Below are 15,343 nucleotides of genomic sequence, written 5' to 3'. Positions count from 1 at the left end.
CTACATGTTAACTAAAATTTTTAAATTTTTTCTAAATACGGTCCCAAGACCAGTATTAATTAAGGTTAGTTTTTGGGTTGCCCCTCTAGTTGCATTTTATCTTAAAGGAAAAACGTTTACAGATCCTATTGATGGTAAAAGTTTTCGAAAAATGTTGCCTTATGGTTATGGAGAACAGCGTACAAATGTACTTTCTCCAAGCACACTTTCTTTAGAACGACACAGATTGTTATGGTTGTATTTAAAAAATGAAACAAATTTTTTTGCGAAACCCCAAAAAGTCCTTCACATTGCACCAGAACAATGTTTTTTAAACCGTTTTAAAGAACAAACAAACTTAGATTATATAACTGCAGATTTATATTCTCCAATTGCCGATGTAAAAGCAGATATTTGTAATTTACCTTTTGAAGATAATTTGTTTGATGTGGTTTTTTGCAATCATGTATTAGAGCATATTGTAGATGATGCAAAAGCAATGAGTGAACTTTATCGGGTTTTAAAACCTAAAGGATTAGGTATTTTTCAAATTCCGCAGGATTTGAGTTTGAACGAAACATATGAAGATTTTTCTATCACTTCAGAAGAAGAAAGAAAAAAACACTTTGGGCAATATGATCACGTTCGGGTATATGGTAAAGATTATTTTGATAGATTAAGAGCTGTTGGTTTTACTGTAAATGAAATAGATTATTCCAAAACTCTTTCTCCTGAATTAATTACAAAATACTGTTTGGTAAAAGGCGAAATTTTACCAGTTTGTACAAAATAGAATTTAATTGTCAAAATTAGCAGAAGCAAACGTTTTAATTTCACCATTTTCATTAGCATAAATTAAAAACACCTTTAGTTCGGTATGTTGTTTTATAAATGCGATAGATTTATCTAAGCCCATTGCCATAAATGCTGTTGCGTAACCATCAACATCTGCACAATCGCCTTTAGATATTACAGAGGCACTTAATAAGTTACTTTCGGTCGCATAACCTGTTTTTGCATTAATTGTGTGTACATATTTTTTACCGTCTTCAGTGGTGCGGTATTTTCTGTAATTACCAGAAGTCGCCATAGCTTCATCTTTTAATTGAATCACAGTAGCAAAAGAACGTGTTCCATCTTCATTTGGATTTTCAATAGCTATTTTCCAAAATTCACCATGTTCATTTTTACCTCTTACTCTAATTTCACCACCAATTTCTACCATATAATTTTCAATATTAGCAGCTTCAAATTGTCTTGCAACAATATCTACCAAATATCCTTTTCCAATTGCGTTAAAATCAAAATAAATTTCTGGATATAACTTTGATACTTTGTTGTTTAAAAGATTTACTTTATTAAAACCTACAAAAGTTAATAACGAATCTATTTTAAGCGAGTCTAAATTGTTAATTTTGGCACCTGGACCAAAACCCCAAGCGTTTACTAAAATTCCTACTGTTGGATCAAAATCACCAGCTGTTTCACGGTATATTTTTTCAGATTTTTTAAAAACTTCTTCAAAAATAGCATCAACAACAACTGTAGTGTCTCCTCGATTTATTTTTGAAATATCTGAATTTTGAATATAGGTGGAAGTTGAGGTGTTTACTGCCTTAATAATACTGTCGATTTTTAATTCGAAATTAGTGCCTGTTGAATCCAAGTATTTAATAGTGTAAGTGGTTCCAATAGCATTACCTTGTAAAACTTTTAAATTAGACTGTTGCTCTGTACAAGCTATAATAAATATAAAATAGATAAAAAACAGATAATTTTTCATACAAAAGAAACTAAAATTAGAGATTACAAATATAGTATATAAAAAACTCTTAAATTCATCTTAAAATAAGCGATTTTATGCTTTAAAGAATTTTATTTTTTTTAACTTTGTTCACTTAAAATCGTTTTAATTATGAAAAAAAGTTTTGTATTGATATTAGTGATATCAGTAGTGTTAAGTTCTTGTGTATCTAAAAAGAAGTACACGGAATTAGAGGGTAATTTTAATTCTAAAAATCAGGAATTGGTTGATACAAAGGCTGATTTAATGAAATGTAGAATTGAAAGTGAAAGTAAAGTTGCTTCTTTAGAACAACAAGTTCAAGATTTAAGAAGTGACAAAGAAAAAACATTAGAGTATGTTGACAATTTAACGGTATTATCTAAATCTGCTTCCGATAATATTAAGGAAACATTGGCTCAAATGGGTAAAAAAGATGAATATATTCAACATGTTCAAAAAGCAATGACTCGTAAAGACTCTATTAATTTGGCATTAGGTTTCCAATTAAAGAGTGTGTTAAAAGATGGATTTAATGATGAAGACATTCAAGTTGATGTTGAAAAAACAGTTGTTTATATTTCAATAGCTGATAAGTTATTATTCAAGAGTGGAAGTGCAACAATTTCTTCTGATGCAAAAAGAGTATTAGGTAAAGTTGCTGATGTAATTTCTGCACAAAAAGACTTAGAAGTTATGGTTGAAGGTTACACAGATAACAAGCCAATTAGTACTGCAGGTATAAAAGATAACTGGGACTTAAGTGTAAAACGTGCAACTTCTGTAATTAGAGTGCTTCAAAACGACTTTAACATTGTTCCTGAACGTTTAATTGCTGCAGGTAGAAGTGAATACAAGCCTTTAGAAACTAACGATACTGTTGAAGGTAGAGCTAGAAATAGAAGAACTCGTATTGTTTTAATGCCACAATTAGAACAATTTTTTGATCTTTTAGAGCAAAAAGTAAATTAAGAAGGTAATTAAATACTTTAAAAGCACGCCATTGGCGTGCTTTTTTTATGGAGTATAGCGTACGTTTTAAACAAAATTAGTTTAGTACATTGCTTCAAGAAGGTTATAGCATTAATTCAAAGCAACATCTAAATATTGCAAGCCATCATATTGTATAGCATATTCTTTATGTAACAACGGTGGAGTATTAATGTTGTTTTTAGCGCCTAAACCAACGCCGGCAAATATAACTTTAGCATTATTTTTTTTGGCGTGTAATTTAAAGGTTTCCATCCAAATTACATCGTAGGTAATACCCAATTTATTAATAGGTCCTATTTTAACAATTATAAAGTAACGTTGGTTATTTTTATCGATACATACAAATTGAGGGTTTCTTTTTAATTGGCTGTTTACTGCTAAAAATTCATAACCTTTAGCTTCTAAATCTTTTCCAACAATATTCATTGCTAAGTTGTGTTGTTCTTGAGTTGTAAGTGGTCTGCTCATTAGTATTTCGTATAAAAAAATCCGATACAAATGTACCGGATTTTTTAAAATTATTATGTTTTTAATCATTACAAAGAAGTCATTTCGACTCCGCTCAATGACCGGTATTACCCCCCAAAATCATCAAATCTGATGTTCTCATCAGCTAAACCGAAATCTTCACCCATTTTTTGAACTGCTTTATTCATTAAAGGAGGACCACAGAAATATAATTCTAAGTCTTCTGGAGATTCGTGTTTAGATAAATATTCATCTATTACGGATTGATGTACAAATCCAGTAAATCCATCTCCGTTTGGATCATCTGCATCTTTTTTATTCACCCAGTTGTCTTCAGGAGCAGGCTCAGATAATACTAAGTAGAATTTAAAGTTAGGAAACTCTCTTTCTAATTCGTAAAAATGGTCTAGGTAGAATAATTCACGTTTAGAACGTCCACCATACCAATATGTTACTTTTCTCCCAGTTTTTAGGGTTTTGAATAAATGGTATAAATGAGAGCGCATTGGAGCCATACCAGCACCACCACCAACATATAACATTTCTGCATCAGATTCATTAATGAAGAATTCTCCATAAGGTCCAGAAATTGTTACTTTATCTCCTTTTTTACAGTTGAAAATGTATGATGAAGCAATACCTGGATTTACATTCATCCAAGCATTTTTAGTTCTATCCCAAGGTGGTGTAGCGATACGTACATTTAACATAATTTCGCGCCCTTCAGCAGGGTAAGAAGCCATTGAATATGCACGTTCTACCAATTCGGTGTTTTTCATTTTTAAATCCCATAAACCGAATTTATCCCACTCTACTTGGAACTTATCTGGAGTATCGTGTTCTTCAGGATGCGCTGTAATGTCCATATCTTTAAAATCAACTTCACATTCTGGAATTTCAATTTGAATATATCCACCAGCTTTGTAGCCCATGTCTTCAGGAATTTCAACAACAAATTCTTTAATAAAAGATGCTACATTGTAATTTCTTACAACAGTTGCTTCCCATTTTTTAATTCCGAAAACTTCTTCAGGAATTGAGATATCCATATCCTGTTTCACCTTAACTTGACACGATAAACGAGCACCTTCTTTTAATTGTTTTCGAGTAAAGTGAGGCGTTTCTGTCGGCAAAGCTTCTCCACCACCAGAATGCACGTGACATTCGCATTGGATACATGTTCCACCACCACCACATGCAGAAGGTAAAAATATTTTTTCGCTACTTAAAGTAGTAAGTAGTGTACTTCCTGAAGCTACTTCAATTTCTTTTTCACCATTAATTCTGATTTTTACAGGACCAGAAGGTGATAATTTTTGTTTTACATATAGTAACAGAGCAACCAATAATAGTATTAACACTAAAAATGCGATTACAGTTGCTACAATTGTACCTATGGTATTTGTTGCTAATATCATCATTACTCTATAATTTCTTTTTCGTTATTGGCTAATTTACTAGCTTCTTCTTTACTAACTTCAATGGTATTATTTTTAGAAGGAATTACTCTAGAAGTTTCTTCTTTAGTTTCTGGTTCGTCACCACCAGTTAACATTCCACCAAAACTCATAAATCCAATAGCCATTAAACCTGTTATTATAAATGTAATTCCCAAACCTCTAAGTGGTGCAGGAATATTTGAATATCTAATTTTCTCACGAATAGCAGCAATTGTTAAGATTGCTAAAAAGAATCCTATACCAGAACTAACACCATAGTTAAATGCCAAATCTAAAGAAGCAATTTCTCGTGATTGCATAAATAATGATCCACCTAAAATAGCACAGTTTACTGCAATTAGAGGTAAAAATATACCTAAAGAGTTGTACAATTCTGGAGCAAATTTTTCTACAATAATTTCAACCAATTGCACCATTGTTGCAATGGTTGCAATAAACATTATAAATGAAAGAAAACTTAAATCGTAGGCTGCATATTCTTCGCCTAACCAACTAAGTGCACCTTCTTGTAAAATATATTGATCTAACAACCAGTTTAATGGAACGGTAATTGCCATTACAAATATAACGGCCGCTCCTAAACCAACTGCAGTAGAAACTTTTTTAGATACAGCAAGGTATGAACACATTCCTAAGAATGTTGCAAATACCATATTATCTATAAATATTGACTTAAAAAATAATTCTATATGTTCCATATTCTAGTTATCTTCTATTAATGATGTATTTCTTGAGCGTTGTACCCAAATAATAATTCCAACAGTTATTAATGCCATTGGTGCTAGCAACATAAATCCGTTGTTTTCATAACCAAAAGCGTACACACCTGTTTTTTCAATAGGATCACCTAAAACTTTAAATCCTAATAAGGTTCCAGATCCTAACAATTCTCTAAAAAATCCTACAATAATAAGTATTACTGCATAACCTAATGCGTTTCCAACACCATCTATAAATGATCTTATTGGTCCATTAGCTAAAGCAAAAGCTTCAAAACGTCCCATAATAATACAGTTGGTAATAATCAATCCCACAAACACAGATAATGTCTTACTTAGTTCATAAGCAAAGGCTTTCAACACTAAATCCACAATAATTACCAAAGTAGCAACTACAATAAGTTGTACAATAATTCTAATTTTTGGTGGAATTATATTCCGCATTAATGAAATAGTTAAATTACCCAGTCCCATTACAAAAAGTACTGCAATAGACATTACAATTGATGCTTTTAATTCAGCTGTAATTGCCAATGCAGAACAAATACCTAATACTTGTATAGTAATAGGATTATTATCTGCTAAAGGATCTGTTATTAATTTTAAATCTTTTTTTGATAAAAGTCCCATAAATTATTGGTTTAATGTTTTTAAATAAGGTAAATACATTTTCAAGTCTTTTTTAAGCATTGCAGCTAAACCATCACCTGTTATTGTAGAACCAGAAATTGCATCTACTTCATTATCGGTTTTGTCTAGATTTTTTGGATCTGCATTACTTTTTGAAACTGCTACACCTTTAAATGTATCACCATCCATAATATGTTCACCTATAAAATCATCCATAAAAAAGCGTTCTTTTATGTTAGACCCTAAACCTGGTGTTTCTCCTGCGTGATCAAAATATACTCCTTGAATTACTAATTGTTTGTCTAAAGCAATATACCCCCAAATGGCATCCCATAAACCTTTTCCTCTTACCGGAACAATGTATGAATCTTTACCATCTTTATTTCCAACAAATAAAGGTAATCTTCTTTGGTAGTTGTTGTTTTTTGCTAAAGCAGCTTCTTTTTTTAAATCTATTAAATATGCTTCGTTATTTTCAACAGCATTAGCTCCAGTAATTACTAATTGTTTGGTTATATATTTGTTAAACTCTTCTCCAACAATATCTTTAGATACAAACTCAACGCTACTTTCGTCATTTTCGTTAATACCCATTGCATATAAAATATTTTGTTGTTTTTCAATTCTTTTGTTTTCAGCTATTTTATCTTTTAACGAAGACGCTAAAAACGCTAATAATGTACCAACAACAAGAACCATTCCTGTTGCGAACAAAACTGTATAAACGTTACTTTCAGTATTCTTTGCCATTGTTATGCTGTTTTTGATTTTAAACGTTTCAATCTTCTTTTTACATTTCCTTGAACAACGTAATGATCAATAGTTGGTGCAAATACATTCATTAATAGAATTGCTAACATTACACCTTCTGGATAAGCAGGATTAAATACACGTATCATTACAGAGATAAATCCAATAAAGAAACCGTAATACCATTTTCCTTTGTTTGTTTGAGAACCTGTTACAGGATCGGTTGCCATAAATACAATACCAAAAGCTAAACCACCAATTAATAAATGATGCCAGAATTCAGTACTCATTAATGAATAAAACTTACTGCTTTCTGTAATCCATCCAGCATTTACTACCCCATTAAAAATAAGCCCCATAACTAAAGCCCCAATAACAGATGATACCATAATTCTCCAACTAGCAACTTTGGTATAAAGTAAATATAAACCTCCAAGTAAAATTAATAAGGTAGATGTTTCACCAACAGAACCCGGTATAAAACCTAAGAACATATCTGAAACGGAATAAGCAAAATCTTGTCCTTGCGCTAAAGCACCTAATACAGTTTCACCAGAAATGGCATCTAATTCGGCTCCAGACATTATTTCATTAGCTCTTTCTTTTGCACCAGCTACCCAAACTTTATCTCCACTCATCCAAGTTGGATAGGCAAAGAATAAAAAGGCTCTAATTGTTAAAGCTGGGTTTAGAATATTCATTCCGGTACCTCCAAAAATTTCTTTACCAATTACTACTCCAAAAATAATAGCAACTGCAAGCATCCATAAAGGAGTATCAATAGGTATAATAAGTGGTACTAACATACCAGTTACAAAATAACCTTCTTCTACTTCGTGTTTATTAATAGTTGCAAAAATTATTTCAATACCTAAACCAACAACATAAGAAACTATTAATAATGGTAATAATTTTATGGCACCAAAAGATAAATTTTCTAAATTCCAAAATTCAGAACTAAAAAAGCCCATTCCCTCTGGAAAACCATTAATTGCTGCATTATGTTGAAAACCAACATTAAACATTCCAAAAATAAAAAGAGGAATTAAAGGCAGTACAACATTCATCATTGTACGCTTTAAATCATCGGCTCCTCTTAAATGTCCACCTGAATGTGTAGTTTCATTTGGAGTGTAAAAAAGTGTGTGAATTGCACCAAACATGGTTTGCCAATTTGTGCCTTCAACTTTTCCTTTTATATTATGTAATTTTTCTTTTAATCCCATAATTATCCTATTTCTTTTAACATTAAGTCTAAACCTTTTCTTATAATTTCTTGGTGTGGTTGTTTAGAGACACATACAAATTCAGTTAAGGCAAAATCTTCAGGCGCAACTTCGTACATTCCTAAAGCTTCCATTTCATCTAGATCTTGATACATACAAGCTTTTAAAATTTGCATTGGATAAATATCTAAAGGAAAAACTTTTTCATAATTACCGGTTACAACAAAGGCTCTATGTTCACCATTGGTATTGGTATTTAAATCGTATTTTTTATTTGGGAATAACCAAGAAAAAGTAATAGCTCTTGAAATTGATAACTTATTAAATACTGGCATTGTCCAGCCAAAAAATTCGTAATCGTTTCCTTCAGTAATTACAGTAACAATATTGTTGTAATAGCCTAAACTACCCTTTAAATTGGTAGTTTTACCAGTTAACACATTACCGCTAATAATTCTATTATTATCACCTTTAAGTTTCTTGTCTACAATAGAAGTTATTGCAGCTCCAATTTTTGTTTTGTAATATTTAGGAGCTTCAACAGATGAACCAGCCAACGCAATAATACGTTCAGCATTAAATTTACCTGTAAGTAATAACTCACCAATAATTACTAAATCTTGTGGAGAAACTGTCCAAACGGTTTCACCTTTATTAACAGGATCAATTTTTGCAATTTGAGTACCTACATTTCCAGAAGGATGTGGTCCTGAAACTTTATGCAACGTGCAATGGTTTAAACCTGCCAAAGGAGAGTTTGTATTTTTACCAACTGAAACGTGAACTACACCAGGTGTTAATTTACTTAAAGCGGTAATTGCAGCTTGCAACTCCTTTTCTTTACCAGCCAAAACATAATCGTAATCGGCAGCTAAAGGAGCAGTTGCAAATGCAGAAACAAAAATGGCTTTAGGTGTTTTTGCAGGATTTGCAATAACATCATAAGGTCTTTGTTTAATAAATGGCCAACATCCTGCGCTTAACAAAAGACTTTTAATCTCGTCAGCTTTCATAGATTTTGGGTCATTTACTCCAAAATTAACATATTGTTGTTCTGTATCAGCTTGAATTTTTACAGCTAATATCTTTCTTTTTTCACCACGTATAATATCAATCAGTTCACCGCTTACTGGCGAAGGAAATTTCATTTCTTCATTGGCTTTATTGTAAAAAACCGCTTCACCAGCTTTTACTTTTTCACCAACTTTAATGGATAATTTTGGAATGATACTGTGGAAATCTTCAGGTTTTAGTGTGTATACACTACAAGAATTAGCTTTTTCGGTTACCTTTTCAGCAGCACCTACTAGCTTAATGTCCAAACCTTTTTTAATTCGAATGTCCTGTGACATATTTTAAGTTTATTTAATAGTCTTTAAAAACGGTGCAAAAATAAGAATTTAAAATTTTAGTTTAATGATTTTAATCAATTTTTTATAGCCTAGAATCAACTTTTAGGATGTAAACTGTAATAATTACAATTACAATTCTATATTTGGTATAAAATTTGAAGACAAAAAACCTTAATACCATTTAATTTTGAAGTCATTTTATACTTTTTTTATTGCTATTTTAATGTTTCACCTAAGTTCTTCTCAGCAAAAAACTGAGGATGCAGCATATATTAAAACTATTATTTTAAAACCGAATTCCGTTAATAGCTATGCGCCAATTTTAAGACTTGGTGAAAGTTTTCAATTGATTTTCGACGATTTAAATGCAGACGAACACGATTATACCTATAAAATTGAACATTGCGATTATAATTGGAACTCTTCTGGTTTATCAGATTCAGAATTTGTAGATGGCTACGCCGAAGATAGAATTAGAGATTATGAAAACTCTTTTAATACATTACAGCCTTACACTAATTATAGGTTAACAATACCTAACGACGATACACGGCTAAAAATTTCTGGAAATTACAAAATATATATATTAAATGAAGAACAAGAAATTGTTTTTGTACGTAAATTTGTTGTGTACGAATCTGTTGTAACAGTTGGTGTAACAGTTTATAAAAGCAGGGACATTTCAATCATAAACACACACCAATCTGTAGAATTTATTATAAACCATCCAAATTTAAGAATTAACAACCCTAAAGAAGAGATTTTGCCAGTTGTTTTGCAGAATAATAATTGGCAAACTGCAATTAAAGGTTTAAAACCACAATTTTATAGAGGTACGCAATTGCTATACAAATATAATAAAGAAACTAGTTTTTTGGCAGGAAATGAATTCTTGTATTTAGATACCAAATTTATTAGAAACACCACCTTAAACATTGCAAAAGTAGAAAAAGGCACCGATTTATACCACGCGTATTTATATACCAATGAAGAAAGAATAGACCAGCCATACACGCTTTTAGAAGATATAAACGGAAACTTTGTAGTGAGAACTTTAGATGGCGATAATAACAATACCGATGCCGATTATGGTTGGGTACATTTTAGTTTAAGTTGTTTAGAAAATTTAGATGGAAAAGATGTTTTTGTTAGTGGAAATTTTAACAATTGGCAATTAAATAATACCAACAAACTAAACTACAATTTAGATACAGGCTTGTACGAAGCCAAATTACTTCTAAAACAAGGTTTTTACAATTACCAATATGTAACAAAAAACCAAGAAGGAGTAATTAGCAATAGCGATATAGACGGCTCTTTTTACCAAACGGAAAATGATTATACCGTGTTGGTTTATTATAAAAAATTTGGAAGCCGTTACACCAAAGTAATTGGTGTTGGCTACGGAAATTCTAAAAAATTGAATAATTAAGTAGCATTACGTCAGTTCGCATTCTGGAGTGCAACGTAGGTGTATTGAGAACAATGCTCTTAAATTATATCATTTTCATCTAGAACCTATTTTTATCTGAAAACAACTTTCATTCCCTTGGAAACGGGAATCTAAACACAACTTTTAATAGGTCACTGCCTTTCTAAAAATATAGCTATTTAAAAAATTATGATTAACAGCCGATTATAGCGGAAATGAAATTAAAGAGTGGATCTAAAAATTTTAATAACACATTCTAAAATAGTTCAACGCTTGCAGAAGAAATTGATACTGGTTGATGTTAAATAACTGAACCAGCATTAAAACAAAATCATATTTTTCTCGGTTATGATTTTAATCATATTTATTTATAAATAAATTACTTAATTTTTTAAATTTAATAATATAGTTATGGATTCAAACAAGAAAAAAGTGAATTTATTAGCTTCTAAGTTTGTAATTCTACTTGACAAACAAGAGGCTTTAAGCAAGGAGATTAGTTCATTAAAAAATGAAATTGACAATTTAAAAAATATCAGTTCTGATATTGAAGAAAAACCTATTCCTCTAGAAAAACCGAACCCAATTCAAAAGAAAACTTTTAAAGCTGTAGAAGAATTTCCAGAACAAAAAACTGATAATTTAAGTATCAAATCTACAAAAGTTAAACCTCAAAAATTTATTTTAAAAAAACCAACAATTAAAAGTGATATTGAAAAATTTATTGGTGAAAATCTAATAAACAAAATAGGAATTATTGTCATAATTATTGGAGTTTCCATAGGGGCTAAATATGCAATTGATAATAATTTAATAAGCCCAACAGTTAGAATTATACTAGGGTATTTAGTTGGTTTAGGGCTATTTGTATTTGCCTTAAAATTAAAAGAAAATTACCTACAATTTAGTGCTGCTTTATACAGTGGAGCAATGGCTATAATCTATTTTATAACGTACGCTGCTTTTTCTTACTATTCACTTTTTCCTGCTGCAGTTGCTTATTCAATTATGGTAATTACAACTGTTTTAACCGTATTTGGGGCCCTGAAATACGATAAACAAGTTATAGCCCATATTGGACTTGTAGGGGCTTATGCTGTTCCGTTTTTGCTAAGTAAGGAAACCCGTGAATTCGATATTTTATATATTTATGTTGCAATTATTAACGTTGCAATTCTATTTATTTCTTTTAAAAAACCTTGGAAATTCATTTATTATACGGCTTTCATTTTAACTTGGAGCATTGTATTATTAGGATACTATTCATCAGTTAATTCTGAAATTGAGACTACCTCAAATTTAATATTCGCAACACTATTTTTCGCCATTTTTTATGCAATATTGTTGACTTATAAATTAATAAATAAAGAACTATTTAAAGCTGAAGATGTATTTTTAATTCTTTTAAACGCATTTATTTTTTATGGTATTGGATACTCAATTATTCTAAATCAATACCAAACTGAAGCGTATTTAGGGTTATTCACTTTAAGCAATGCTATTTTTCATTTAGGTGTATGCTCCATAATTTACTACAAGAATTTAGTTGATAAAAATTTGTATTATTTAGTTCTAGGTTTAGCAATTACATTTATAACTATTACAATTCCTGTAGAATTAAACGGTAACTGGGTAACCTTACTTTGGGGAGCAGAAGCGGTGCTATTATTTTGGGTAGGTAGAACAAAAAAAGTAAATTTTTATGAATATTTTTCTTACCCACTCATTATTTTAACCTTTTTAAGTTTAGCAAAAGATTGGAATAATTTATTTGTAGATGTTAACAGCCTTAATAACGAAGTTAACATTAATCCAATCCTCAATATTTATTTTTTAACTGGATTGTTTTCATCTGTGTTCTTTGGTGTAATTACATATTTAAATAGAAAAACAACAATTTCTACATCAATTTCAAATAATAAAAATCTATACCAAATAGTTAGTTATGGAATCCCAATTATTTTTATAATAACACTTTATGTAACTTTTAGAAATGAAATTGCAGCTTATTGGGAACAATTGTACCATAATTCTATAACCTCTATAGAAAATCCGAATGGTTACGAATCAAAAATATTCAACTATGATTTAATAAAATTTGAATCAATCTATCTATTTATCTATACTTTCTTGTTTATAGGTTTATTATCAATTTTTAATTTAACTAAAATAAAAAACAAAAAATTAGGAGTAATAATTTTCATAATTTCTAAAATAATTATTTTTTTCTTTCTAATAAGTGGTTTATATACGTTAGGTGAGTTAAGAGAGAGTTATTTATCGACAAACATAAATTCTGAATATTCTGTTGGAATCTTTCATATATTAATTAGATACATTTCTTTTGGTTTTCTTGCTGGTTTACTAGTAATTAGCTTTAAATCAATGAAACAGCTTCCTGTAATTCAACATTTAAAACTCTATTATCAACTGTTTCTAACTATTACAATTCTTTGGGTATTAAGTAGTGAGCTAATTCATTGGATGGATATTGGAAATTCGTCAGAATCGTATAAGTTAGGTTTAAGTATTTTTTGGGGAATTTATTCTTTAATTTTGATAGCTTTAGGAATTTGGAAAAATCTAAAACATTTAAGGATATTAGCTTTTGTAGTTTTTGGATTAACACTTATAAAACTGTTTTTTTATGATATCTCTCATCTAGATACTATATCAAGAACCATAGTTTTTGTTTCTTTAGGAATATTACTTCTTATCATTTCATTTTTATATAATAAATACCACAAAAAAATTAATTCATAAAAAATTCTTTAAAATTAATACACTTTTACTAACTATAAAATACATTAATATCAAATGTATAATTATTGTTTATTAGGGTGTTTTTGTAAACTTTTTTAATTCCACTCTATATATATTTTAGCACATTTTCATCTTTCAAAGGAAGATAAAAATAAAAGAGTAACATTTATAAATAACTATGAGATTGCCTCCTTCCATTAAGATTTTAGAATAGAAAAAATTGCTTAAGTATTAATAGGTTAGATTTTTATGCCAATATGTAATTTGAACATTGTCTGTTAAATAATTAAAGCAAAAAAGCTAATTTATGCAAGACCGTATAAAATTTATCCTTAAATTTAAACAAAAATTCAATAGATAAATATTTTAACAAACAGATATACATGGTTTACAAATCTTATAAAAACCAGTTATAAGCAATAAAAAAAACGAATAGTCAATACTGAATTATTATAAAGAATTAGACATGAAAATAGAAGATCATTTTCTTCGTGATGACAACAGGTTTAAACAACTGATTAAGAATTCGTTTGATATGATTGTACTGATGGATTGCAGTGGAATTCAGCATTATGTTAGTGAATCATGTGAGAAGATACTCGGATATAAACAAGAAGAACTAATTGGCATCCCTGTAATTGAAAAGATGATTCATTCAGAAGATCAAGAATTAACAAAAAAAGGCTTTATTGACATTATTGAAAATAAAGCAAATGGAGGAACACAATACCGACATCTTCACAAAAATGGAAGTTGGGTTTACTTGGAAGCATATGGCACTAATCAACTAGATAATCCTGTAATTAAATCAGTTGTTCTTAACGTTCGTGATGTTACAGAACGAAAAAATGTAGAACAAATTATTAAAAAAAATGAACTCCGCCTGAAGGAGCTTAACGCAGCAAAAGATAAACTATTTTCAATAATAGCACATGATTTAAGAAGTCCATTTAACGGAATTTTAGGCTTTTCGGAACTGTTAATTAAAAGCACAAAGGATTTTGAAGTTTCTGAATCTGAAAAGTATTTAGGAATTATAAATTCCTCAGCCAAAAACACACTTATTTTACTTGATAACTTGTTAAATTGGGCAAAAACACAAACTGGACAAATCATCTATAAACCAGAAAAAATAAATTTAGCTTCTATTGTCAAGGAAGTATTAGAAATATCTAGTTCAATTGCAAAAATTAAAAACATAACTTTAAATTATATTCAACCAGATGCTATTGAAGTCTATACGGATTTGAATATGTTAAAAATAGTATTGCGAAATCTTATTTCAAATGCTATAAAATTTACGAATCTAAATGGTACAATAGAAGTGTCGACAATTCAAAATCAAAACAATATTGAAATTACTGTTTCTGACAATGGCATTGGAATGGATGAAGAAACTTTAAATAAATTATTTAAAATTAATACGACTTTAAAAACTGCTGGAACGGCATCTGAAAAAGGTTCAGGTTTAGGTTTAATACTTTGTAAAGAATTTGTAGAAAAACAAAATGGAAAAATTTCTGTAGAAAGTAAATTAGGAATAGGTAGTGATTTCAGATTTACTTTACCTTTAAATTGATTTGGAAGAATGAAAACTATAAAGAAAGAAGTTTTGTAACATCTCATAAAATTTATGCTCACATTTAAACAAAATAACGAACCGACAAACATTCTAACAAACGATTTGCTACAGCCAAAAAAACTCCGACTTTTCAGTTGTACAAATTATAACTCTAAACAGTTAGTAGTAATAAAAAATAATAAGGAGCTTAGATGAGTAATATAGAC

At 29.7% G+C, this 15,343-nt stretch carries 13 protein-coding genes; 5 read left to right on the top strand and 8 right to left on the bottom strand.

Annotated elements, in window-relative coordinates:
- Positions 1–4: 4 nt before the first annotated feature.
- Positions 5–772: a class I SAM-dependent methyltransferase gene (locus tag IEW75_RS00200; protein WP_134248033.1), complete on the top strand. Its 768-nt coding sequence runs from the start codon at positions 5–7 to the stop codon at positions 770–772.
- A gap of 3 nt (positions 773–775) precedes the next feature.
- Here the strand turns inward: IEW75_RS00200 and IEW75_RS00195 are convergent, their stop codons facing one another.
- Positions 776–1,762 (bottom strand): FAD:protein FMN transferase, encoded by a 987-nt coding sequence (locus IEW75_RS00195; protein WP_134248032.1) that lies wholly within the window; start codon positions 1,760–1,762, stop codon positions 776–778.
- 132 nt (positions 1,763–1,894) lie between these two features.
- On the opposite strand from IEW75_RS00195, the gene IEW75_RS00190 reads away from it, so the two are divergent.
- Positions 1,895–2,734, top strand: a complete 840-nt coding sequence (locus IEW75_RS00190; RefSeq protein WP_134248031.1) for an OmpA/MotB family protein — start codon at positions 1,895–1,897, stop codon at positions 2,732–2,734.
- Between the two features lie 111 nt (positions 2,735–2,845).
- Here the strand turns inward: IEW75_RS00190 and IEW75_RS00185 are convergent, their stop codons facing one another.
- The 7 genes from IEW75_RS00185 to IEW75_RS00155 all read right to left on the bottom strand — a co-directional run bounded on the left by IEW75_RS00185 (position 2,846) and on the right by IEW75_RS00155 (position 9,360).
- Positions 2,846–3,223 carry a DUF8840 domain-containing protein gene (locus IEW75_RS00185; protein WP_134248030.1) on the bottom strand — a complete coding sequence of 126 codons (378 nt, stop codon included), beginning with the start codon at positions 3,221–3,223 and terminating at the stop codon, positions 2,846–2,848.
- Positions 3,224–3,330: 107 nt separating this feature from the next.
- Entirely contained in the window at positions 3,331–4,641 is a 1,311-nt protein-coding gene (nqrF, locus tag IEW75_RS00180; RefSeq protein WP_134248528.1) for an NADH:ubiquinone reductase (Na(+)-transporting) subunit F, read from the bottom strand.
- A gap of 2 nt (positions 4,642–4,643) precedes the next feature.
- The gene (gene nqrE, locus IEW75_RS00175) at positions 4,644–5,381 is read right to left on the bottom strand and encodes an NADH:ubiquinone reductase (Na(+)-transporting) subunit E (protein ID WP_134248029.1); all 738 of its coding nucleotides are present in this window, start codon (positions 5,379–5,381) and stop codon (positions 4,644–4,646) included.
- Between the two features lie 3 nt (positions 5,382–5,384).
- Positions 5,385–6,032, bottom strand: a complete 648-nt coding sequence (locus tag IEW75_RS00170) for an NADH:ubiquinone reductase (Na(+)-transporting) subunit D (protein WP_134248028.1) — start codon at positions 6,030–6,032, stop codon at positions 5,385–5,387.
- 3 nt (positions 6,033–6,035) lie between these two features.
- Complete coding sequence (locus IEW75_RS00165) at positions 6,036–6,782, bottom strand: Na(+)-translocating NADH-quinone reductase subunit C (protein WP_134248027.1); 747 nt, start codon at positions 6,780–6,782, stop codon at positions 6,036–6,038.
- 2 nt (positions 6,783–6,784) lie between these two features.
- Positions 6,785–8,008 (bottom strand): NADH:ubiquinone reductase (Na(+)-transporting) subunit B, encoded by a 1,224-nt coding sequence (locus IEW75_RS00160; RefSeq protein ID WP_134248026.1) that lies wholly within the window; start codon positions 8,006–8,008, stop codon positions 6,785–6,787.
- A 2-nt stretch (positions 8,009–8,010) separates the two neighbouring features.
- A complete protein-coding gene (locus IEW75_RS00155; RefSeq protein ID WP_134248025.1) occupies positions 8,011–9,360 on the bottom strand; it encodes a Na(+)-translocating NADH-quinone reductase subunit A in 1,350 nt (449 codons plus the stop codon).
- A 187-nt stretch (positions 9,361–9,547) separates the two neighbouring features.
- On the opposite strand from IEW75_RS00155, the gene IEW75_RS00150 reads away from it, so the two are divergent.
- The 3 genes from IEW75_RS00150 to IEW75_RS00140 all read left to right on the top strand — a co-directional run bounded on the left by IEW75_RS00150 (position 9,548) and on the right by IEW75_RS00140 (position 15,134).
- Complete coding sequence (locus tag IEW75_RS00150) at positions 9,548–10,792, top strand: type IX secretion system plug protein (RefSeq protein WP_229714356.1); 1,245 nt, start codon at positions 9,548–9,550, stop codon at positions 10,790–10,792.
- A 411-nt stretch (positions 10,793–11,203) separates the two neighbouring features.
- Entirely contained in the window at positions 11,204–13,555 is a 2,352-nt protein-coding gene (locus IEW75_RS00145) for a DUF2339 domain-containing protein (RefSeq protein ID WP_134248023.1), read from the top strand.
- A gap of 466 nt (positions 13,556–14,021) precedes the next feature.
- Complete coding sequence (locus IEW75_RS00140) at positions 14,022–15,134, top strand: PAS domain-containing sensor histidine kinase (RefSeq protein ID WP_134248022.1); 1,113 nt, start codon at positions 14,022–14,024, stop codon at positions 15,132–15,134.
- Positions 15,135–15,343 lie beyond the last annotated feature (209 nt).

Origin of the sequence: Lutibacter litoralis, assembly GCF_014646675.1 — a bacterium.
Classification (GTDB): Bacteria; Bacteroidota; Bacteroidia; order Flavobacteriales; family Flavobacteriaceae; genus Lutibacter; species Lutibacter litoralis.
The sequence above is the reverse complement of the archived record's forward strand: the minus strand, read 5'-3'. Positions and strand labels throughout refer to the sequence as shown.

Coding starts and splice junctions, on each gene's coding strand:
- IEW75_RS00155 (WP_134248025.1), bottom strand. CDS start 9,360: ATGTCACAGGACATTCGAATTAAAAAAGGTTTGGACATTAAGCTAGTA.
- IEW75_RS00185 (WP_134248030.1), bottom strand. CDS start 3,223: ATGAGCAGACCACTTACAACTCAAGAACAACACAACTTAGCAATGAAT.
- IEW75_RS00145 (WP_134248023.1), top strand. CDS start 11,204: ATGGATTCAAACAAGAAAAAAGTGAATTTATTAGCTTCTAAGTTTGTA.
- IEW75_RS00160 (WP_134248026.1), bottom strand. CDS start 8,008: ATGGGATTAAAAGAAAAATTACATAATATAAAAGGAAAAGTTGAAGGC.
- IEW75_RS00200 (WP_134248033.1), top strand. CDS start 5: ATGTTAACTAAAATTTTTAAATTTTTTCTAAATACGGTCCCAAGACCA.
- nqrE (WP_134248029.1), bottom strand. CDS start 5,381: ATGGAACATATAGAATTATTTTTTAAGTCAATATTTATAGATAATATG.
- IEW75_RS00190 (WP_134248031.1), top strand. CDS start 1,895: ATGAAAAAAAGTTTTGTATTGATATTAGTGATATCAGTAGTGTTAAGT.
- IEW75_RS00140 (WP_134248022.1), top strand. CDS start 14,022: ATGAAAATAGAAGATCATTTTCTTCGTGATGACAACAGGTTTAAACAA.
- IEW75_RS00170 (WP_134248028.1), bottom strand. CDS start 6,032: ATGGGACTTTTATCAAAAAAAGATTTAAAATTAATAACAGATCCTTTA.
- IEW75_RS00195 (WP_134248032.1), bottom strand. CDS start 1,762: ATGAAAAATTATCTGTTTTTTATCTATTTTATATTTATTATAGCTTGT.
- IEW75_RS00165 (WP_134248027.1), bottom strand. CDS start 6,782: ATGGCAAAGAATACTGAAAGTAACGTTTATACAGTTTTGTTCGCAACA.
- nqrF (WP_134248528.1), bottom strand. CDS start 4,641: ATGATATTAGCAACAAATACCATAGGTACAATTGTAGCAACTGTAATC.